Source organism: Pseudomonas sp. 9Ag (assembly GCF_902506445.1).
Lineage (GTDB): Bacteria > Pseudomonadota > Gammaproteobacteria > Pseudomonadales > Pseudomonadaceae > Stutzerimonas > Stutzerimonas stutzeri_AB.
On the sequence record NZ_LR733836.1, the window covers coordinates 1,309,580 to 1,331,298 of the forward strand.

Sequence of the window (21,719 nt, forward strand, 5' to 3'; positions counted from 1 at the left end):
CGGGTGTCAGGGCCGCAGGATCGACGGGTTCATCACCAGTTCGATGAGAAACGGCCGACTAGCCGTCATGGCCTGCTCGAAGATGTCTGCAAATTGCTCGGTGCGTTCGACCCGTGCTGCACCGGCGCCGTAAGCCTGGGCGAGGGCGACCATATCCGGATTGACCAGGTCGGTGCCATAGCGGCGGCCGGGGTAGTGCTTGTCTTGGTGCATGCGGATCGAGCCGTAGGAGCCGTTGTTGACCACGATGATAATTACGTTGGCGCCGTACTGCATCGCGGTCGCCAGCTCCTGGCAGGTCATCTGGAAACAGCCGTCGCCGGCAAAGCACACCGCTGGCCGCGACGGCTCGGCGAGTTTCGCGGCGATGGCTGCAGGCAGGCCGTAGCCCATCGAGCCGGAGGTCGGCGCCAGCTGGCTGCCCAGCCCGCGGAAAGGGTAGAAGCGGTGCACCCAGAGCGTGTAGTTGCCAGCGCCGTTTGTGATCACCGCTTCGGACGTCAACCGCTGGCCGAGCCAGGCGACGATCTCGGCGAGCTGGAGCGGCCCAGGGGATGGGGTCGGCTGTTGCCAGGCTGCGCGAATGTTTCGCGCGCGAGTAAGCCAGCTCTTGCGCGAAGCCGTGACAGGACCTGCCTGCAGTTCCTCGGTGGCTACGGCGAACTCGCTCACCGCCGCGCAGATTGCTAGATCCGGTACGCGGACGCGGCCGGGCTCCTGCGGATCGGGATGGATGTGGATCAGCCGCTGGCGCGCCTTCGGCACGTCCACAAGTTCGTAATGCCGCGTGGTGATGTCGCCCAGGCGGGTGCCAACCGCAAGCAGCAGGTCGGCCTCGCCGATCAGGTTGGCGAGCTCGGGATTCATGCCCAGGCCAGCGTCGCCAGCGTAGCTGGGATGGCTGTTGTCGAAACGGTCCTGCCGGCGAAAGGCCGTAGCCACCGGCAACGCTTGGGCTTCGGCGAAAGTTTGCAGCCGCGCGCGGCATTCAGCATCCCAGCCGGAGCCGCCAAAGATCGCCAATGGGCGTTGTGCCTCGTTCAGCATCTGGCTCAGCTGCGCCATTGCCGACGGCGACGGATAGCTCTGATTGATCGGAGCCGGACCCAGTTCGATAGTGTCCAGCCGCTCGAACAGCAAGTCTTCGGGCAGGCCCAGTACCACCGGGCCCTGACGGCCGGAACGGGCGGTACTGAACGCGCGCGACAGGTACTCGGGCAGGCGTGCGGCGTCCTGAATGTCAGTCGACCATTTGGCCACCGAACCGAACAGCGCGCCGACATCGACCTCCTGCCAGGCCTCGCGCCCCTGAAACCCGCGCGGCACCTGACCGACAAAAACCAGTAGCGGGGTGGAGTCCTGAGCTGCGACATGCAGCCCGGCCAGCGCATTGGCGCTGCCCGGCCCGCGGGTAACAAAGCAGACGCCCGGGCGCCCGGTGGTCTTGGCATAAGCTTCGGCCATCATTGAGGCGCCGCCTTCCTGGCGGCACACCACAAGGGCGATGTCGGGCGCATCGTGAAGGGCGTCTAGCACCGGCAGAAAGCTTTCGCCGGGGACCGTGAACACCCGATCCACGCCGTTGCGTCTTAGCAGTTCGACGATGGCCTTGCCGCCGTCGGGCTGGGTATCGGCTGTCATTCGTTCCTCGCTGGATGAGGGGCGAAAAAAGCCGCGCCGTGGGGAAGGCGGCGCGGTAGGGCGGGTTACTTGAGTAGCCCGATTTCGCTGTAGTACTTCTGGGCGCCCGGGTGCAGCGGGGCGGCAAGGTTGGCCGGCTCGGCCGAGCCTTCGGTGGTCCAGCCCTTCATCGAGCCGAACGAGCGCTGAAGTGCCTCGCGGCCTTCCATCACGGCCTTGGTGATCGCATAGGCATCTTCATCGGACATCGTCTCGGTGGCGTATAGCGAGGTGCTGAAGCCGACACCCTCGACTGTCTGCTCCTGGTCTTCGAACATGTTGGCCGGCATGGTGGCCCGGACGAAGCCAAACTTCTCCAGGTAGGCACTAGCCTCTTCGCTGAGGCTGAGGAAGCGCTGGCCGGGGGTAATCGACAGCTGGGCGGTGTTTGGGTGGCCTGCGGTCGTGATGCCGATGATCATGTCGAGTTTCTTGTCGCCGAATTGGTCCTGCAGGATGCTCAGGTTCGATTTGCCGATGCTGCCGCCGTAGGACTCGATGTCCTCATAGGACAGGCCGTTGGCTTCGAGGATCAACTTGGCGATGTACTCGTTGAGGCTGCCCTGTGGACCGGTGCCGATGCGCACCGGCAGCTTCTTTTCTTTGATCTCGGCGATCGACTGGATTTCGCTGTCGGTCTGCACGGTGATGCGCTGGTAATACTCGTCGAGCCCGCCGACCAGGCCGCGGATGTTCTCGATCTTGCGCTCGAACGGGCCGAACGGCTGCTGGGCCCAGGCGGCCACCGGAGGAAAGATCATTCCGATGTCCGCGCGCTTGGCGGCCAGTAGCTTGGTGTTGGCGATCGCCATTGGCGTGCCCTGGATATCCACCGTGGAGCCTTCTGGAAGGCGCTGGAGTAATTCGCCGCGCAGGGCACCGGCATAGGCATACCAGGTGGTGCCGGTCGGCCCCGCGGCGAATTTCACATTCACCGGCTCGGCGGCCAACGCGCTGCCGCTCAGGCCCATGGCCCCTATTACCGCAACGGCGGCGTACTTTGTCAGGAATTTTTTCATTTTGTTGTTCTCCTTGGTTGATATGCAGCCCGTTGGCGCTAGGCCCCGGACCTTTCCAGCACACAAGTACTCTGCGCCTGGCGAGCCTTGCGGCTCTGCCAGACCCAAACACCACAAAGCAGCGCCAGCCCGCCTAGCGAGGCCTTCAGCACCGGCGCAATCAGCAGTGCGGCGGCGATCAGCAGCAGAGCCGACTCCAGCAGCGAGTTACGTGCGCGCAGATAGCCCGCCACGCACCCGGCCAGGGCGTAGCAGCCGATCACAGCAGTGCCGACGGCCGGAACGATTGCCTGCCATTCGCCCTGGAGCAGCAGCGCAGGGCTGAAGACAAAGGCGAAGGCCACCAGGAATCCCGCCAGGCTGTAGCGGAACGCCACCCATCCGGTTTTCCAGACATCCGCCTTGGCAATCCCGCCAGCGACGAAGGCTGCCAGTGCCACCGGCGGCGTGACCATCGACAGCGCGGCGAAATAGAGCACAAAGAAGTGTGACGACAGCGCCGGGATCCCGAGCTTGTCGAGGGCCGGAATGGCCAGGATTGCACCCATGATGTAAGCGGCGGTGGTCGGCATGCCCATGCCCATCACGATGACCATGAACATCACCAGCAGCAGCGCCGGGATCAGCATGCCGCCCGACAGGGCCGTGACGAAGCTGCCGAAGGTCAAGCCGAGGTTGGTCATCGAGGCGATGCCGACCACGATGCCGGCACCGGCGCAAGGGATGGCCACCGCGATGGCGCCACGCGCGCCGGAGTCCAGCGCCTGTATCGAATCGCTCAATACCGAGCGTGCAGCCTTCAACACGCCGTTGCCACCTTCGGTGCGAAAGCCCTCCCAGGCGCGGGTGCAGAGGCCGAACACCAGGGTGATCCAAATTGCCTGCAGCGTCGACGAGCTCAGTGCGCGGCCGGCCATGATCTGGTAGACCAGCACGAACACCGGGATCAGCAGATACAGCCGCTTGAGCACACTGTTCCAGTTGGTGCCCAGTTCGTCGCGCTTGAGGCCGGCCAGGCCCTTGCGTCGTGCCAGTAGGTCAACGACGAAATACAGCGCGACGTAGAACAGCAGCGCCGGGATCAATGCTGCGATCGCCACGTCAGCGTAGGGGATGCCCATGAACTGCGCGATCAAAAAGGCCGCCGCGCCCATGACCGGCGGCATCATCTGGCCGCCAGTGGAGGAGGCCGCCTCGACCGCTGCCGCCTCTTCGGCGCTCATGCCCGACTTCTTCATTGCAGGGATGGTGAACATGCCCATAACCGCTGCGTTTGCCGTCGCGCTGCCGCTGACCGAGCCGAACAGCGTCGATGAAACGATCGAGACCTTCGCCATACCGCCTCGAAAGCGACCGACCAGCAGTACGGACAGGTCCATGAACAACTGGCCGCCGCCGAACAGCTGCAGGAAAGCGCCGAACAGTAGAAAGTAGAATACCTGGCCGTAGGAGACGATGCTGGGGATGCCGAACACGCCTTCGTTCTGTAGCACCTGCACGTCGAGGAAGGTTTCAAGAAACAGCCGGGTCGGCTCTCCGTCGTGACCGATGATGCTAAGCATCGGAATGCCGCGCAGCTGCGGGCCGATGAACTGGTAGACCAGAAACACCAGGATGACCACCGTCAGCCCCATGCCGAGGGCGCGGCGCACAGCCTCGATCACCAGGGCGATTGTGACGATGCCCACCACCAGATCGATCGGCCGCAACGGGTCGACCATCGCAATGCGCATCGTCAGTGCTTCGGCGTTGAGCAGGTAGAACAGGGCAATAACTGCCGCCACGGCGGCGAGCAGGTAATCCGAGACACGCAGCGCGTTGAAGTGGCCGAGGTCCTGTTTGCGCAGCGGGTGGGTGATAAAGGTCAGCACGAGGCCGAACATGATGTGGATTGGCACCGCGACGATCAGGTCCAGCGGCGTGCCGTAGACCATGTAGATCTGGAAGGCCGACCAGCAGAGCGCGACGATGGAGGCAGGGTTCAAGAATTTTTTCATGGGTTCAGCCCTGCTGGATGGCGGCCTGATGCCTGAGTACAAGGGAGCCGATTGAGCATTGCGCGCAGGCCATGGGGCCGGTGGCGATCAGGGCGACGAGACGGGCCGGCGACCCGGGGGTCTGGCAGAGGATCATGGCGTTCACCGTTGTTGTTTTTATCGGTTGTCTGCTCAGCCGACGCAGGCGTCGGCGGCAGATTCATCTTGGCGCTTGCCGGAAGGCCTGGCCATTAAGGAATGTTGATACGCGCCATCAGGCACAGCTCTAGCGTGCTTTAGGGCCCTGTCCGGCACCGGCCGTGCGAATTTCACCGAGCAATGCGGACACTGCGACGCCGAACAGCAGCGCCCAGAACGGCGAGCTGATGCCCAGCAGCGAGAACTGACTCATCGCCACGGCCAGCGCGACGAAGGCGCCGGTCTGGCAGGCACCGCCCTTCTGAAATGCTTGCTGCAGGGCTCCGAGCAGTACGCCGATCATCGCCAGGCCGGCGACCACGACGATCAATGCTTTCGGGAAGGCAAGAATGAAGGGCACCGCCAGCCCAGCGAACAGCCCGAAAAGGGCGAACAACACGCCGTTTACGATCGCGGCGCCGTAACGCAGGCGCGGATCGTCTCCGGCCTGCTCGGACGAGCAGATTGCCGTCATTGGTCCGGCGATATTGGCGTTGTGTCCGCCGAGCAGCCCGGCCAGCACGCCGCCGATACCGCTGATCACCGTCATCGCATTGACTGGCGGACGATAGCCTTCGGCCAACAAAACACCGGTCGCCTGCGCGTTTTCGGCGCCGATCACCAGCGCGGTAAGCGGAATGGTGATGGCCAGAAAGGCGTCGAGCGAGAACGTTGGCAGGGTAAACGTCGGCATCACCCAGGCGATGTCTACGTCGGCCGGTTGCAGCTGGCCAAAGGAGAAGGCCAGCACCAGCCCGACCACCCCGGCAACCAATACCGGCGGCACCGCACGGGTGAAACGCGTGACCAGGAAGAAGCTCAGGGCAGCGACCCCTGCTATCAGCGGCGCAAGCACGATCGCATCGATCGCACCCGTGGCGAAGCGGATGAGTGCCCCGGCGATCATGGCCATGACGATTGGCATCGGCAGCCAGCGCATCAAGCGGCCGATCAAGCCGGTGATGCCGAGCAAGAAGACCAGCAGCCCGCTCATGATGAAGGCGCCCACCGCATCGCTAAACGGAATCACGGTAAGTGAGGCGGCGAGAATCGCGGCGCCGGGGATGGTGTAGGCACCGCAAATAGGCTGACGGTAGCGCAGCGCGAGAAACAGACTGATCAGCCCACCGAGAACATAGATCGCAAATAGCCAGGCGACCGTCTGGGCATTGCTCAGATTGCCGGCTTCGGCTGCATTGATGACGACCAGTGCCGGGCCGGTGCAGCCGAAGAGGGCGGCGACTACCCCTGCGCTAATGGATTTGGAGTTGAATGCACGGCGCAGCGTAGGCTCGCCGGTAGAAGCGGACAGCTCGACCGTTGGGTGTGAAAGATTCTGGGACATGGCAACGCCTCCGCTTGTTGTTTTAATGCGTTCGGTCGTTCACCGGGTGCCGTCCAATGCCGGGCGGCACGCGAGCAGGCGACGTTTATCCGCCGCTTGATTTACTCCCCACGAAAAACCGCCGGACGCTTGCCGTGGAACGCCTCGACGCCTTCCTTGAAGTCCGCCGAGCTGCGCAGGCGGCTGTAGCAGTGGCCTTCCATCTCGATGGCGACTTTCAGCGGCGCGTCCTCGTTGTCGTTGATCAGTTTCTTCGCGGTGCGCTGGGCCAGCGGCGAGAAGCGGCGCAGTTCGTCCACCAGCGCATCGACAGTGCTCTCTAGCTCGGCATCGGGTACGCACTCGGTGATGAAGCCCCAGTCATAGGCCTGCTGGCCGGTAACCCGCTTGGCGCGCATGACCATGTGCTTGGTGCGGGTGATGCCGATCATTTTCTGCAGCCGAGCCGAGCCGCCGGAGCCGGGAATCTGCCCCAGGTTTTGTTCCGGCAGCGCGTAACGTGTGGTATCCGAGGCGATGCGGAAATCGCAGGCCAGCGACAGTTCGAATCCGACGCCGAATGTGTAGCCTCGGTTGGCGACGATGACCGGCTTGGTGCAGCGCTCGGGCGCGGCGACGTTCCAGGCCAGCTTAGAAACATGCTCCGGCGAAGCCTCGAGGAAGCCCCTGATGTCGCCACCGCTGGAGAAATGCTCGCCCTGGGCGCGCAGCACGATGACGCGCACGCCGGGGTGCGCATCAAGCGCCTCGAATACCTGGCGCAGCGTCTCGCGCTGGCTCATGGCGATGACGTTGAATGGCGGGCGGCCAAGGATGATGTCGGCGCGTTCGCGGGCGGTGTCGACCTCAACGGTGAAGCCATCGAATTCGTTGGCGAGAAACTGTTCAGGAGTTGGGTTGTTCATGGTCTTTCCTCTTGTCGATAGGATCAGCTGGCAGCCTTGAGGTCGCCGCCGTACTGGGCGACCAGTACACGGCGCAGGACTTTGCCAACGGGAGATTTGGGTATCTGTTCGATGAACTCGTAGCGGCGTGGTCGTTTGAAGCGCGCCAAACCGGAGCTCACGCAGTGGGCGTCGAGTTCCTCTTCGGTGACCGGATGGCGCAGCTTGATGAAGGCGGCGACCAGCTTGCCCCATTGCTCGTCGGGCAAGCCGACGACGGCGACTTCCTCGACTGCGGGGTGCAGCGAGAGGGCATTCTCGATCTCCGCCGGGCTGACGTTTTCGCCCCCGGTGATGATCAGGTCGTCGACCCGGCCGGTGACGAAGAGATCTCCCTGCTCATCGAAATAGCCGGTGTCACTGGTGAAATACCAGCCTTCGCGCAGCGACTTGGCGTCAGCGTCGGGCCGCTTCCAGTAACCTTCGAAGGCCTCGTCGCTGGCCAGGTCGGCGATGATCTGGCCTTCCTCGTTGGGCTTGACGGCCTGTGTCGGTGATTGCGCATCGAGGGCGACCACCCGGATCCGCTGATTCAGCGCGCAGCGCCCGGAGGAGCCTGGCTTGCGGCTGGCGCTCTGATCAATGGTAAAGGTATAGATCTCCGAGCTGCCGTAATGGTTGACGAACAGTTCGGGCTGGAAGGCCGCTTCGACCCGGTGCATCAGGCCGTCGCTCATCGCCGCTCCAGCGAAGCCGATCTTGCGCACGCTGGCTACCCGCTCGGGGCTGAACGCCGGGTGCTCAATGAGCATGTGGTAAAGCGTCGGCACTAGATAAAGATTGCTGATCTTTTTGCGCTCGATGGCGTCAAGCGTGGCCTCGACATCGAACTTCGGCACGCAGACAAAGTGGCCATCGATCAGCGCCATCGCCAGCAGAGAGCGCACGCCCATGGTGTGGTAAAGCGGCATCACGCCAAGGGTGCATTCATCATGGCCGTAAAGGTTCTGCGCGACGTGCGCGACCGCGGCGGCGCGTTCGGCGCGGTGCCGACGCGGCACGCCTTTCGGCCGGCTGGTAGTGCCGGAGGTGTAGAGCATCAGCGACCAGTCTTCGGCACCGGCACGCAGGATGGTTTGCGCCGGCGCGTCGGCGCACAGCTGCTCGAAGCTCATGGCGCCGTCTGCGGCTGCATCACCGACGCTGATGCAGGGAATCTGCAGGTTGCCGCAAGCCATCACCGCCTCGGTGGCGGAGTCGTCGTGGATCAGGGCGCGGGCGTCCGCATCAGCCATGCACCAAGCCAGATCGTCTGCGGTGCAGCGCCAGTTCAGCGGGGTCATGATGATGCCGCTGAATTGACAGGCCCAGTGCAGCGTTGCCATCTGCCAGCGGTTCTGCATTATCGCCACCAGGTGGTCACCCTTGGCCAGGCCAAGACGTTCGAGCCCGTACGAGGCGCGCTGAATGTCGTCGAACCATGTCTCGTAGGTTTTGTTTAGGTCTCCGTCGCTGATCGCCACCGCCCCAGGGCGGCGCTCCACCGCGGCAAGAAAGCTGCGTCCCAGATCAAACATGAGTGCTCTCCAAGGTTCTTGTTGTTGTATGGCTAGTGTTCAGGGAGCCCGGCGCTGCTGGGCCACGTCGAGCACCGCCTGGACCATCCCGGTGTATCCGGTGCAGCGGCACAGATGGCCGGAAAGCATGTCGCGCACCTGGGCCTCGTCCGGCTCGGGTACGCGTTCGAGGAATTCCACGCAGGACATCAGGATTCCGCTGGTGCAGAAGCCGCATTGCAACGCGTGATGGCGGCTGAAGGCCTGCTGCAGGTCGTTCATCACGTCGTCGCGGGCCAGCGACTCGACGGTGTCGATGCGCCGTTCGTGGGCCTGCACCGCGAGCATCAGGCAGGAACGCGAGGCAACGCCGTCGACCAGCACCGTGCAGGCGCCGCAGACGCCATGCTCGCAGCCGACATGCACGCCGGTGACGCCCAGCTCGTGACGCAGGAAGTCGCAGAGCTGCATGCGCGGTTCGGCATGGCCCTGGCGGTCACGCCCGTTGAGTTGCAGACGGACAGGAAAACGTTGGTCAGATAACGCGCGCATGGTCTTGTTCCTCGATGAGTTGCTGGCCGAGCTCGCGCACCAGATGACGGCGGTACGCCGCGCTGGCGTGTACGTCGTCCTGCGCGCCGAGCGACCAGGCGAAAGCGTTGAGCGCGTCGGGCAAGCCCTCGCCGCGCGGCAGGCGGCGAAGCACCGGACGGTCGGAGACACCGCCGATGCCGAGCTTGACGCCGTCGGTGCGAATGCAGGCGGCCAGCGCCACCAGGGCGAAGTCGCCGTGACGCATGGCCACTTCGCGGAATCGATAGCGCACGGCCGGGTCGGCCAGTGGAAAGTGCACTTCGCTGACCAGCTCGTCCGGGCGCCGCGCGGTGGTCAGCACGCCTTGGAAGAACTCCGCGGCAGGGACTTCGCGGCGCTTGCCCTTGAGCGACTCGAGTACGATTTGGCCGCCCAGCGTGACCAGGCACAGCGGAATCTCGGCGCTGGGGTCTGCATGGGCCACCGAACCACACACGGTGCCGCGGTTGCGCGTCTGAAAGTGGCCGATCCACGGTAGCGCTTGGGCCAGCAGCGGTACCTCGTCGGTGAGCGTAGGGCGGTCCATTAGCTCGACCTGGCGCACGGCGGCGCCGATCACCAAACGGTTTTTGTCGACGGTGAGGCCATGCAGGTCGCTGGCGTGGTTGATGTCGATCAGCACCTTCGGCTGCGTCAGGCGCATGTTCAGCACCGCCATCAACGACTGGCCGCCGGCGATGATGCGTGCCTGTTCGCCGTGCTCGGCGAGAATTTCCAGGGCCTCGCGCTTGTTGGCGACGCGCACGTAATCGAATGCGGCTGGTTTCATTGCGCACCTCCCTTGCCGAACAGGCCGAACAGGCCGAGCAGGCGTTGCCACAGGCCCGTTTGCGCTGGCGCGCCGGTCAGGCGCTGCGCCAGGCGGGTAAAGATCTGCCCGATGATCACCTTCGAGGCGCTCTGCAGCATGCGCCCGCCGACCGCGGCGACCTTGCCGCTTACAGCGGCGTCATAGACGTATTCGAGGCGTGTGTGGCCATTGTCCAGCTCGACGAAGCGTACCTTTGCACTGCCGGTGGCCGAGCCCATCGGGCTGTTGCCCGAGCCGGACAGCTTTAGCGAATGCGGCGGGTCGAGGTCAGTCATGCCGACCCGGGCGGCGAAGCGCGCGCGGATCATGCCGACGCCCACGGTGACGTCGGCTCGGTAGTGGTTTTCGCTTTCCAGCTCCAGCGCGTGGCAGCCCGGGATGATCGCCTTCAGCGTTTCCGGATCGAGCAGGGCGTCGTAGACCTCCTGTGGCGAAGCGGGAATCTCCACCGAATCCTCGGCCTGCAGGCTGGAGCCACCGGCCACCTTCGGCGCCTCGAGCACCATGCCCTCAGGCGCTGGCGGTTCGTCGATGCCGATCATGGTGCGCACCCGCGAAGGCGTCAGTGGAATGCGAATGTCCGAGCGGCCGAGCGCGTCGGCCACGGCATTGGCGATGCACACCGGGGTACTCATGTTGTTGCCTTCGCCGACACCCTTGGCGCCGAGTGGCGTAAACGGGGAGGGCGTTTCCATGTGCAGGATCACCGGCTCCACTGCTTCCGGCGCGGTCGGGACCAGATAGTCGGCGAAAGTCCCGGAAAGGAAGCTGCCGTCACTGGCGTAGGCGAACTCCTCCATCAACGCTACGCCCAGACCCTGGGTGAAGCCGCCGCGGATCTGCCCGTCGACCAGCATCGGGTTGAGGATGCGCCCGGCGTCGTGGCAGGTGACGTAGCGGTCGATGTGCACTTCGCCGGTGACCCGGTCGATTTCCACCGCACAGATATCGAAGATGAAGCCGTAGCACAGCGAGCTGTTGATGCAGTCCTCGTCGGTCGGTGCGGTCAGTTGCGGCGGGCTCCAGAACGCGGTTTCGCGTAGGCCGCCTTGCTCGCCTTCGGGCAGCAGGCCGGGCGACCAGTGGGTGGCGCCCGCTATGCGGTGGAACGGCTGGCTCGGCCCGCCTTCAATGAATACTTTGCCACCGCCGAAGCGTACGTCTTCGGCCGGCACGTTCCACATGGCCGCGGCGATCCCAGCCATGCGCTCACGGATGCGCATCGACGCGTTATAGACGGACCCGGCGACGGCACCGGCGAAGCGGCTGGAATAGTTGCCCGAGGCGATCGACCAGGCGTCCTTGCCGGTGTCCAGCTCGACATTGACGCTGATGCCTTCGAGCGCCACGCCCAGCACTTCGGCAACGATCTGCGCCACGACGGTCTGATGGCCCTGCCCCTGCGGAGTCGAAGAGACGTGCGCCGAGACGCCGCCGAGCGGATCAACGCTGACCGTCGCGGTGCTTACCGCTCCATTCTTTGGCCCAGCCTTGTGCCGCTCTTCGGGCGTCATCGCGACAGTGATGTACCCCATGTTGGAGATCGACGGCTCGACCACAGCGGTGTAGCCAATGCCGTAGATCCGTCCCTCGGCGCGCGCCTGCTCGCGCCGACGCAGCAGTTCGTCGAGGCCGCCCTCGCGCACGGCGAGATCGAGGGTTGCTGGGTAGTCACCCGAATCGAGCAGGGCGCCAGCGGCGGCGCGATAGGGAAAGGCGCCGGTCGGCACCAGATTGCGGCGAATTACCTCCAGCGGGTCGAGGCCCAGCTCCACGGCGACCTGATGCATCAGCCGCTCCAGCGCAAAGTACACCTGGCCACCACCGAAGCCGCGATTCAGGCCGCTGGGTACCTTGTTGGTGAGTACTACGCGGTTGCGCACCTGCAGATTGCGGATCGCATACGCGCCGGTCAGGTTGCCGTGCATGCGGTAAAAGGTGGCAGGTTCCGGGGCCCGCAAGTAACCGCCGCAGTCGTCGATCTGGTCGTATTTCAGCGCTAGTACACGGCCATCTACTGCAACGGCGGCTTCGATTTCGCAGACGCGGTTAGTCGCGCTGGACGACGCCTGCAGATGCTCGAGGCGGTCCTCGACCCACTTCACGGGTGCGCCGACCTTTCTTGCAGCAAGGCCCATTAAAACGATGTAAGGGAACACACCCTGCTTGATGCCGAAGCTACCGCCCGAATCCGGCGGGGTGCGCAAACGCAGGCGATTGCCGGGCACGTTCAGCGCCCGGGACATCACCGAGTGCAGTGCGTACGGTCCCTGGAAGTTGGAGAGCACGTCGTAGGTGCCGGTCGCGGCCTGATACTGGCCGAGCACTACATAGCACTCGATCGGCGTGCAGGAATTACGCGGGTAATGGACCTTGACCGACACCCGCCGCGCAGCGTTGGCAAAGGCCTGCTCGGGCTCGCCGTAGCGGAAGTGTCGCTCATTGACCACATTGCTGCCGACTGCCTCGTGCAGCACCGGCGCATCTTCGGCGGTTGCCGCCTCCGGGTCGATGATCGCCGCTAGCGGTTCGTACTCGACCTGCACCGCGTCGAGCGCGTCTTCGGCCAGGTAACGGTCGTTCGCGATCACCACGCAGACCGGCTCGCCGACGTAGCGGACCTTGTCCACGGCCAGGCACCAGTGCTCCATCGGCGCACGCACGCCGACCGGGAACGGATTGGCCCAGCGCTTGACGTCCTCACCCGTGAGCACGCCGTGCACGCCAGGCATGGTCAGGGCGCTGGTGGCATCGACGGAAAGCACCCGGGCATGGGCATGAGGGGAACGGACAATGGCGGCGTGCAGCGTGCCGGGCGGCGTCGCGACGTCGTCGGCGTAGCGGCCGAGCCCGCGCAGCAGGGCGGCATCCTCGATGCGGCACTGGCTCCGTCCGATATGGCCGGTCGCGGTTTCAGCATTGCTCTGATGCATAGTCATGGGTGAACTCTTGTTCTTATGCGCGAAGCGATTGCGACCGATTTTCGGCAACCACTCCGTGCACCGCCTTGCCCAGGACTATTCGTTTATGCGTTTGAGTCTGGAAATTTACCTTTGAGTCTGATCGACGCTTAGTTGGTGTCTATTGCTTGGGTGGCTGGCGACCGTAGGAGACCTAGAGCGCTAGCCATTGGATATGTGGATGGATTCTTCTTTTCGAGGGGTAGGAACGTATGCTTCGGCCGAAAGCCGCTGTTGGCATCGGGAGAGAGGTTGTCTGACCGAGGCGCACCTTCGTCCGCTTTTGGGCCGGGAGCGGGAGATGAAGACTGGCGGATAGCTGCCCAAAGCGATCTGCATCTAGCCAGTTGCCCCGCAGTGCGAGCGGGATCGTCAAGCTTAAGAAGACGGATCAAGGAACACTAAAGAACGCATTGCTGGAGCCAGCCCGTCTTTGAACGGCCGTGCTAGGCTTGGTTTTGGCTGTTCCCACAGCCGATACGAACAATTATGCATGGCCCGACTCGGCGCCTTGTTTGGAGTCCCGCATGATCGCGCGTCCGCCATCAGAGCTTCCAACCGAGCTCTCAGCATTCGTCGCCACGCACTTCGCCGGCCGTGAATCCAATCCGGATCGGCTGATTGCAGAATCCTGGTACCGCAGCGTCCATGAGCATGGACTGGATCCAGCTCAATCCGCGTCTCACGTTCAGCTTGAGCATCAGGAAATACGGCTGCATCAAGAGGAGCACCATGACTTTCTGGCCATTGCGAGCCAGGGATAGAGGGGCTGTCGCGGCGTCTGAACCCGGCGGGATTTGCGGTGCTGCTCAGCGATCGCCGCGGTATCACGCTCGACGCGAGGCTCCCTGGCCAGCACAGTCCCTATGCGGACTCGGGGCTGGTGGTCGGTAGCTGCTGGGACGAGTCGCTGGTGGGCACCAACGGCATCGGGACGGGGCTGGCCGCCTGCCAACCCCTGATCATCCATCGGGACGAACATTTCTTTAGCAGCAACGCCATGCTGAGTTGCTCAGTCGCGCCACTGTTCGACCCACAGGGCGACTTGATGGGATGCCTCAACGCCTCGTGTCTGAACAGTGGCGGGCCGAAGCAGGCGCAGTACCTGACGCTCCAGTTGGTGAGCCTGTACGCGCGACTTATCGAAAACGCCAGTTTCCGCCAGCGCTATGCCAGTAGCGCCATGCTGACTCTTGGCGGCGATGCCGGCGACCTGGGCAATGAGCGGTTGGTAGCGCTCGATGGAGGAGGCCGGGTCCTCGGAGCCAACCGCGCAGCTTTCATGGCCGCCGGCCAAGAGCGCGAACTGCTGGGAGAGGCGGTTCAGGATGTGCTGTCGATGTCACTGGATGAACTGATCACCCTGACCCACGGTGGCCAGCGTAGCGCGTCTCTGCGGCTGGCCGGCGGGCCGGCGCTGGAGGTCACGCTGCGTATGCCGGCCACCACCGCGCGGCGCGCCAGGAACGAGCGCGGCCTGAGCGTCACCCCGACAGAGCCGTCGCTTGAGCACTTGGCAGGGGAGGACCCAGGCCTGCAGCGCTCCGTCCAGAAGCTGCGGCGCGTGCTTGATCGAGACATTTCGCTGTTGCTGACCGGCGAAACGGGCACCGGCAAGGAAGCGTTTGCGCGGGCGATCCATCAGGGCAGCGTGCGCGCCAAGGGGCCCTTCGTTGCGCTCAACTGCGCGGCGATTCCGGAGTCGCTGATCGAGAGCGAGCTGTTCGGCTACCGCGCCGGGACCTTTACCGGCGCCAGCCGGCAGGGGATGAAGGGCAAGCTGGAACAGGCCAATGGCGGGACGCTGTTTCTCGACGAGATTGGCGATATGCCGGCGCACTTGCAGACGCGCCTGCTGCGCGTACTGGCCGAGCGGGAGCTGGTGCCGCTGGGCGCCGCCACGCCGGTGTCGCTGAATGTGCAGCTGGTCTGCGCGACGCACCGTGACCTGCCCGCCATGGTGGCCGCTGGCGAATTCCGTGAGGACCTGTATTACCGACTCAACGGCTTGACGGTCAGGCTGCCCGCTTTGCGCGACCGGGCGGATCGCGTGGGGCTCATCCGTCGCGTTCTGCAACGTGAGGCTGGGGATGAACATGTAGAGCTGACGGCCGAGGCGACGGAGCATCTGACCGCTTACGGGTGGCCCGGCAACGTGCGCCAGCTGATCAACGTGCTGCGCTGTGCGGTCGCGTTGGCGGACGACGGAATAATCGGGCTCGATTGCCTGCCGCCGGAGGTCGTGTCGGTGCCAAAAGAGCAGCCGCCAGAGGCGCACTCGCTTGAGACGACCCGAGACGCTGTCGAAGCGGCCGTCTTGCAATCGGCACTTGAGCAGCACGGCGGCAATGTCACGTCAGCGGCTCGTTCGCTCGGCATCAACCGCGCCACCCTCTATCGCAAACTGCACCGTTACGGCCTGGCCGCGCTGCGCACATGATATCTCGCAGGCGACTCGGCATTTTCTTAAAACCAGACGTTCGCCCAGCCCCATAACAAAAACCCCGCCGGGGCGGGGTTCCTGGTCACCTCAAGTCGCTTAGCTTTGCAGATACACCGCGTGGGTATGGGTGTACTCGTATAGGCCGTGCTTGCCGTCCGCACCGCCGATGCCTGACTTGCGCACCCCAGCGTGGAAGCCCTGCATCGCCTCGAAGTTCTCGCGGTTGATGTAGGTTTCACCGAAGTCCAGGCCTGCGGCCGCCTTCATCGCAGTGGAGAGATCGCGGGTGTAGATGGATGAGGTGAGGCCGTACTCGCAGTCGTTGGCCAGGGCGATGGCTTCGTCCAGATCGTCGATGATTTGCACCGGCAGCACCGGGCCGAAGACTTCCTTACGCATGATCTCCATGTCGTGCGAACAGTTGGCGAGTAGCGTCGGCTGGTAGTGGAAGCCCTTGCCCAGGTCCGCCACGGTGCCGCCTGTAATCAGCTGCGCGCCCTGACTCTGCGCAGTGCGCACCATCTGCTCGACCTTGCGCAACCCGGCCTCGTTGATCAGCGGGCCCATCTCTACGTCCGTCTGGGCGATCGGGTCGCCGTAGCGCGTCTCGGCCAGGGCGCCGGCGATGCGCTCGATGAACTGGTCGGCCACGCCGCGCTGCACGTAGACGCGCTCGGCACAGTTGCAGACCTGCCCGGTGTTGATGATCCGTGACGCGCGGATGGCGGAGACGGCGAGGTCCAAGTCGGCATCGTTCATCACGATTGCCGGGGCCTTGCCGCCCAGCTCCAGGTTGAGCTTGGTGACGTTCTGCGCCGCGGCGGCCATGATCCGTTGGCCGGTGCCGACGCTGCCGGTGAAGCTGATCATGTCGATCTTGTCGCTGGTGGTCAGGGCGCTGCCGACGCCCGCGCCGCTGCCGCAGACCACGTTGAACACGCCTTTGGGCAGGTCGGTCTCGGCCACCAGTTTGGCGAATTCGAAGCAGTTGTTTGGCGTCTCCTCGCTGGGCTTGATGACGATGGTGTTGCCGGTGACCAATGCTGGTGCCATCTTCCGGGCGATCAGGAAGAAGGGGAAGTTCCACGGCAGGATGCCGGCCACCACGCCCAGCGGTTTGCGGAACAGGAAGATGTTTTCGCCCGGGCGATCGCTGGTGATGATCTCGCCCTCGATGCGCCGCGCCCACTCGGCCATGTAGTCGAGGTAATCGGCGGTAAAGTTGACTTCGACAAGCGCCAGGCTCTGGATCTTGCCGCCTTCCTCGGTGATGACCCGGGCCAGGCGCTCGGCGTTCTGGCGGATTTTGCTGGCGATGGCGCGCAGGTAACCGGCGCGTTCGACGGCAGGCTTCTGGCTCCAGCCTTTCTGCGCAGCGCGAGCGGCGGCGATGGCGCGTTCGGCGGTGGCGGCGTCGGATTCCGGCACGCGGGACAGCACCGCACCTGTGGCCGGGTTGCGTACCTCGATGAGGTTGTCGCAGGCGACGAAGGCGCCGTCAATGTAGTTCTCGTAGGTGATTGGATCAGTCATGTCGGTCTCCTGAGGGTCAGTTGCTGGCCGTTTTCTGGGTGGGCTGCGGCAGGTCGTTCGGGCCCTGCTCGATGCGGTCGTGGGCACGCTTGATCAGGTACTGGTGGATCTGCTCCATCTGCTCCTGATCGAAAGCCTCGCCAAAGGACGGCATGCCGTCGGGGATGCGTGCGCCGTGGAGGATGCCGAGGAACTGCTTGTGCGTTTCGGGTGAAAGCATGCGCAGGTCCGGCAGCACGCCGCCGCTGACCGCGTGGATGCCGTGGCACTGCGAGCAGTAGCCGTCATAGAGCTTGGCGCCGGCCTCGACCGTAGCCGCATCGGCCGTCAAAGGCGGTGGCTTGGGTGCATCCTCACGCGGCGCGGGTTCCTGCAGTTCGGCCGTACCGCCGAGCTTGTAGGTCAGCACCTGTGCATAGGGCTGCACACCGGCGCGCAGCGACAGGGCGCCAGCGAAGGTCGAGAAGGCACCGCCCCAGCCGGCCATGAAGGTCACGTACTGCTCGCCGTCCACGCTGTAGGTGATGGGGGCCGCCATGACGCCGCTGGCAGCGGGCTGCTCCCAGAGCTTCTTGCCGGTGTCGGCGGCATAGGCGATGACACGGCCGTCAGCGCTGCCCTCGAACACCAGGTTGCCGGCGGTGCTCAGGGTGCCGCCGTTGAAGATGGTGACGTAGGGCACTTCCCAGGCCTGTTGCTGCTTGACCGGGTCCCAGGCAATCAGCTTACCGGACCAGGTGTCGGCGTACTTGCCGAGTCCTTCCGGGTCCTCCGGCATCATCCCGGTCTTCAGGCCCAGCTGGTACATGCTCTTGAACTTGTTACGCGCCGGCGCATCCGGCACGTGCTCGTACCAGGCGGACATGATGTGTGCCGGGATGTAGACGAGGCCGGTATCCGGGCTGTAAGACATGGGGTGCCAGTCGTGAGCACCCCAGAAGCCCGGCTGGACCAGCTTGGCCTTTTTCTCACCTTTCCAATATGCGGCGGCTTCGTCGTCTACGATCGGGCGGCCGGTCTTCAGATCTACACCCTTGGCCCAGTTGATTGGCACGATGTTCTCGGCCGACAGGAGCTCGCCGGTGGCCCGGTCGATGACGTAGAAAAACCCATTCTTAGGCGCCTGCATCAGCACCTTGCGCTGCTTACCCTTAATCTCCAGGTCAGCCAGGATCATGTGCTGGGTAGCGGTGTAGTCCCAGGCATCGCCCGGCGTGGTCTGGTAGTGCCAGACGTACTCGCCGGTGTCGGCATTGACCGCGACGATGGAGGAGAGGAAGAGGTTGTCGCCCTTGCCCTCGCTGCGCCAGATCGGGTCCCACAGCGAGCCGTTGCCTACACCGATATACAAAAGGTTCAGCTCCGGGTCGTAGGCAAAGGAATCCCACGCGGTACCGCCGCCGCCCTGTTCGACAAAGGCGCGGCCGTGCCAGGTCTTCTTGGCGATCTCCATGCCCTTTCCTTCGGCGGGCTTGTCCGGGTCACCGGGCACGGTGAAGAAGCGCCAGGCCTGATCGCCGGTCTCTGCATCATAGGCGGTGACGTAGCCGCGCACGCCGAACTCGGCACCACCGTTGCCGATCACCACCTTGCCGTTGACCACACGTGGCGCGCCGGTGATGGAGTAGCTGCGCTCCTTGTCGTAGCGGGTATCGACCGACCAGACGCGCTCGCCGGTCTTGGCGTCTATGGCTTCCAGGCGGCCATCGAGCACGCCGACATAGACCTTGCCTTTCCACACGGCAACGCCGCGGTTGATGGCATCGCAGCAGGCCTCACCGGCGCGGGACCGGTCGGACTTGGGGTCGTATTTCCAGATTTCCTTGCCGGTGCGGGCGTCCAGCGCATAGACGATGGAGAAGGGGCCTGTGGTGTACATCACGCCGTCGACCACGATGGGCGTGGCTTCCACGCCCCGGTCGATGTCGAGCTTGTAGCTCCAGGCCAGGCCGAGATCGTCGACGTTGCCGTCGGTGATCTTCCTCAGCGGGCTGTAGCGCTGCTCGCCGTAGTCGCGCCCATGGCTCATCCAGTTGCCGGGTTCGGCGTCGGCATTGGCGATGCGCTTGCCGTCAACATCGGCGGCCTGCAGTGGAAGGGACAGCAGGGCGGCAAGGCTGGCGCCAAGCAGGGCGGTGGGCCGTCGGCCCGAATAGGGATCGAATTGATTCATCGCAGGCTCTCTCTTGTTATTGGTCTGGCCGCCCCATGGGGCAGGTCTTTCAGAGAGAGCAACCGCTGTGCCAGCCATTCAAATGTGGCTGCAAAACCAGATGTGGCGGGGCTTAGAGCGTCCAGATGCCTCCAAAGTAAAAGCGGTCTGTCGCAACCAACCGTCGCACGGCTGCGACAACTGTCGCGCCTCTGCGACAGGGCGGACGGCGCCGCACGCCGCACGAACATAGCTTATGCCGAGGGGACGGTTCAGAACGGACGGCCGGGACAGCAGGACTTGCGGCTAGGGGGCTGTTTCGGCCAAGGGTGATGTCTATAGGCACCCTTGGCAGGTGCGTTGGCTAGATGACGCGCAGGCGTTTTCACCCGTACGCATCGGATGACTTGATCGAGCTCATGCAATGCAGAAAGGAGGCGAGCCGCCCACTAGGGACGGCCCGCAACCTGACCTAGCTTGTCGCTGTGCCAGAAACAGCTCGCCGATACAGCACGACCATTTCGTCGAGCAGCGCTTCGGCGGCATAGAGCGTCATCTTCAGCCGCAGGTCCTGGGGATAGAACCCGTCTGGCCCGCCAATCTGTTGCAGCAGATCCTTGACCATATCGGCACGTAGTTCGGCCTCGGCCAGCACGGACTGTCGTGCAGGCACAGACGCAGAAAACGAGGGCGACGATGGTGATTTTGGACGATAAGGGAAGGGGAGAAGCCCGGATTCAAGATCAGCCATGGCACACCTCCAATGAGGCGACACAAAACAAAGCTGATGAATCCGATGACTCTAGGTGGAGCGCGGGCGTAAAAAGGGGATAGCGCATTCTGCTTATGCTCCTCGAACTGGTTAAGGAGCCACAACCACCCGTTGTCACGCGGAATGGAGGTGGACCGCACGGGGGTGACAAACCGGCGTCCGAGGGAACCGGCCAGGCCGAAGCCTGCCCCGCACGGCCCACCATAGAATGCCGGAGCCAAACACAGTGAAGTGTCGGCTGGACATTTATGGCGCTGCCGCGCCCTCGAACGGTTTCAGGTTGTCACACCCGGTCGTGGGATTGACCACGACCGGCGCAGTCTAGCGCGGGGGTTCGAGAAGGGCAAACAGGCTGGGGCGTGGTTGAGAGGAGGCCTGGCGTCTTGTTGAAGCCGAATTCGAATGGCCGCTTTCGGCCAAAAGCGGTCCTGTGGGGGCTCAAGTCGAACCTACTTCGAAAGCCCGTTTGCGCCGTGGTCGACCTCCCACAAAAATCTCTCGAGTTAAGGTCGCGTCCACCTCTCCTAATAAATGCGTCCCGGTCGTCGTCGCTGTGCCAATACTCGCCTGCATCAAATGCCTGGTAGATAGAGAATGCCGGCTGGGGCATATCCGCATGCATGGACAAGCCGACGATATCGCTGACGACAGTATTCATCACCTCATCCCAGTAATGAAAATCGCGGGTGCCTGTAAAAAACAGTCTTGCTATTGAGATCGCCAACTGATTCAAAAGATCGCGACTGTCGATCTGTAGGTGCTCACACATCACACCTAACTCGGCGTCTGGGGCACTTTCAATAACCGCAAGTACGTAATTAAGGTTGGCATCACTCAGACCTTTGTCCATGGGATGAAAGTACTCTTCAATCCAGTTACTCGATGGATTCAGCGCAGGCCTGTTAGAACAGATATTGGCAGGTGTGCTGCCGAGCGTCCGCCTTTTGTAATCCCCTTTTGTACGATCACCTAGCGATGTCACGTGGTATGGAGGGGCATTTGAATTGCATTTTCACCCCAGCACACCGCCGAACCGAGGCCTGCTCCAATCCCTGCCATGAGTGATGTCTGTTTGATATCATGGGTTGTCCATCAATCCGGGGGCCGCTATCGCGGTTACCGCCGGTATGCGGACGATCTTTTATCATTCATTTATTGGCAGGAGAAAGACGTTGAGTGAAGGAAATGGGAGCGGAAAGGCGCCATTGTCGAAGGGAGTCATCATCACTCGGTCATCGGTTTGGGCTACGTATGAGGTGCTTCTGACGTTGATGCCTGTGCTTATTTGGCTTTTCATCATCTATTTTTCAAAGCCCGAGTTTGAGATTTCCCTGCAGTTTCCGGCGTTCTCTTTTTTCTGTGTTTCTATCTGGGCGGCTTGCATTAGGGAAATTCCGAGAACACTCGTCGGGGGGGATCCGGTTCAAGACAAATTTGAACGGGAGTGCTCGTTGGCCATTGCGATTCTAGGATTCGTGATTTCGCTTTTGTGTCTCGTCTTCGCTGCGCTCAGGAGCACCGGCAGCATTCCTAATATTTGGGGGGCTTTTTCCGTGATTGTGGCGACTGCCGGAGGGCTCGGTATCCTCATGCTTTTCGTGATGATCTCGATAAAAATCCAGCGAGTGGAATATGGGCGCTACAACATCCGTCCTACGATGTAAGAAAAGGGGGCTGATTTAGTTTCTGAGAAATAAATCAGTCCTTTTTTTCCAAAGCTCGTGTTTATGCACGTTGTTGTGCGAAGGCTTTTTTTATTTCCGTTTTAGGTGCTGCTTGCAGCACAATTTGAATTT

Annotated in this window: 16 protein-coding genes; 3 read left to right on the forward strand and 13 right to left on the reverse strand. The window is 63.2% G+C overall.

Features of this window, described 5'->3' with window-relative positions; genetic code table 11:
* Positions 1-6: 6 nt before the first annotated feature.
* From ALTERO38_RS05980 to ALTERO38_RS06020, 9 genes are all read right to left on the reverse strand, one after another.
* Positions 7-1,641, reverse strand: a complete 1,635-nt coding sequence (locus ALTERO38_RS05980) for a thiamine pyrophosphate-binding protein (RefSeq protein ID WP_159967636.1) — start codon at positions 1,639-1,641, stop codon at positions 7-9.
* A gap of 65 nt (positions 1,642-1,706) precedes the next feature.
* Entirely contained in the window at positions 1,707-2,699 is a 993-nt protein-coding gene (locus ALTERO38_RS05985) for a TAXI family TRAP transporter solute-binding subunit (protein ID WP_159967637.1), read from the reverse strand.
* A 38-nt stretch (positions 2,700-2,737) separates the two neighbouring features.
* Positions 2,738-4,696, reverse strand: a complete 1,959-nt coding sequence (locus tag ALTERO38_RS05990; RefSeq protein WP_159967638.1) for a TRAP transporter fused permease subunit — start codon at positions 4,694-4,696, stop codon at positions 2,738-2,740.
* A 265-nt stretch (positions 4,697-4,961) separates the two neighbouring features.
* Complete coding sequence (locus ALTERO38_RS05995; protein ID WP_159967639.1) at positions 4,962-6,218, reverse strand: benzoate/H(+) symporter BenE family transporter; 1,257 nt, start codon at positions 6,216-6,218, stop codon at positions 4,962-4,964.
* A gap of 101 nt (positions 6,219-6,319) precedes the next feature.
* A complete protein-coding gene (locus tag ALTERO38_RS06000) occupies positions 6,320-7,123 on the reverse strand; it encodes an enoyl-CoA hydratase/isomerase family protein (protein WP_159967640.1) in 804 nt (267 codons plus the stop codon).
* Between the two features lie 23 nt (positions 7,124-7,146).
* Positions 7,147-8,679: an AMP-binding protein gene (locus tag ALTERO38_RS06005; protein ID WP_159967641.1), complete on the reverse strand. Its 1,533-nt coding sequence runs from the start codon at positions 8,677-8,679 to the stop codon at positions 7,147-7,149.
* A gap of 39 nt (positions 8,680-8,718) precedes the next feature.
* Complete coding sequence (locus tag ALTERO38_RS06010; RefSeq protein WP_159967642.1) at positions 8,719-9,210, reverse strand: (2Fe-2S)-binding protein; 492 nt, start codon at positions 9,208-9,210, stop codon at positions 8,719-8,721.
* Entirely contained in the window at positions 9,194-10,021 is an 828-nt protein-coding gene (locus tag ALTERO38_RS06015; RefSeq protein WP_159967643.1) for a xanthine dehydrogenase family protein subunit M, read from the reverse strand. Before ALTERO38_RS06015 ends, ALTERO38_RS06010 begins: the two co-directional genes overlap by 17 nt.
* Positions 10,018-13,002 (reverse strand): molybdopterin cofactor-binding domain-containing protein, encoded by a 2,985-nt coding sequence (locus ALTERO38_RS06020; protein WP_159967644.1) that lies wholly within the window; start codon positions 13,000-13,002, stop codon positions 10,018-10,020. Before ALTERO38_RS06020 ends, ALTERO38_RS06015 begins: the two co-directional genes overlap by 4 nt.
* Before the next feature lie 548 nt (positions 13,003-13,550).
* Between ALTERO38_RS06020 and ALTERO38_RS21635 the strand changes: the two genes are divergently transcribed.
* On the forward strand, positions 13,551-13,787 hold the full coding sequence (locus ALTERO38_RS21635) for a hypothetical protein (protein ID WP_306109783.1): 237 nt from the start codon (positions 13,551-13,553) through the stop codon (positions 13,785-13,787).
* 38 nt (positions 13,788-13,825) lie between these two features.
* Entirely contained in the window at positions 13,826-15,463 is a 1,638-nt protein-coding gene (locus ALTERO38_RS06025; RefSeq protein WP_306109784.1) for a sigma-54-dependent Fis family transcriptional regulator, read from the forward strand.
* Positions 15,464-15,562: 99 nt separating this feature from the next.
* Here ALTERO38_RS06025 and aldA read toward each other — a convergent pair whose 3' ends face one another.
* From aldA to ALTERO38_RS21475, 4 genes are all read right to left on the reverse strand, one after another.
* Entirely contained in the window at positions 15,563-16,999 is a 1,437-nt protein-coding gene (gene aldA / locus ALTERO38_RS06030; protein WP_159967645.1) for an aldehyde dehydrogenase, read from the reverse strand.
* A gap of 16 nt (positions 17,000-17,015) precedes the next feature.
* Positions 17,016-19,172 carry a PQQ-dependent dehydrogenase, methanol/ethanol family gene (locus ALTERO38_RS06035; protein WP_159967646.1) on the reverse strand — a complete coding sequence of 719 codons (2,157 nt, stop codon included), beginning with the start codon at positions 19,170-19,172 and terminating at the stop codon, positions 17,016-17,018.
* 451 nt (positions 19,173-19,623) lie between these two features.
* Positions 19,624-19,902: a hypothetical protein gene (locus tag ALTERO38_RS06040; protein WP_159967647.1), complete on the reverse strand. Its 279-nt coding sequence runs from the start codon at positions 19,900-19,902 to the stop codon at positions 19,624-19,626.
* 304 nt (positions 19,903-20,206) lie between these two features.
* A complete protein-coding gene (locus tag ALTERO38_RS21475; protein ID WP_256663797.1) occupies positions 20,207-20,773 on the reverse strand; it encodes a hypothetical protein in 567 nt (188 codons plus the stop codon).
* A gap of 322 nt (positions 20,774-21,095) precedes the next feature.
* On the opposite strand from ALTERO38_RS21475, the gene ALTERO38_RS06050 reads away from it, so the two are divergent.
* Entirely contained in the window at positions 21,096-21,587 is a 492-nt protein-coding gene (locus ALTERO38_RS06050) for a hypothetical protein (RefSeq protein WP_159967648.1), read from the forward strand.
* Positions 21,588-21,719: the final 132 nt, after the last annotated feature.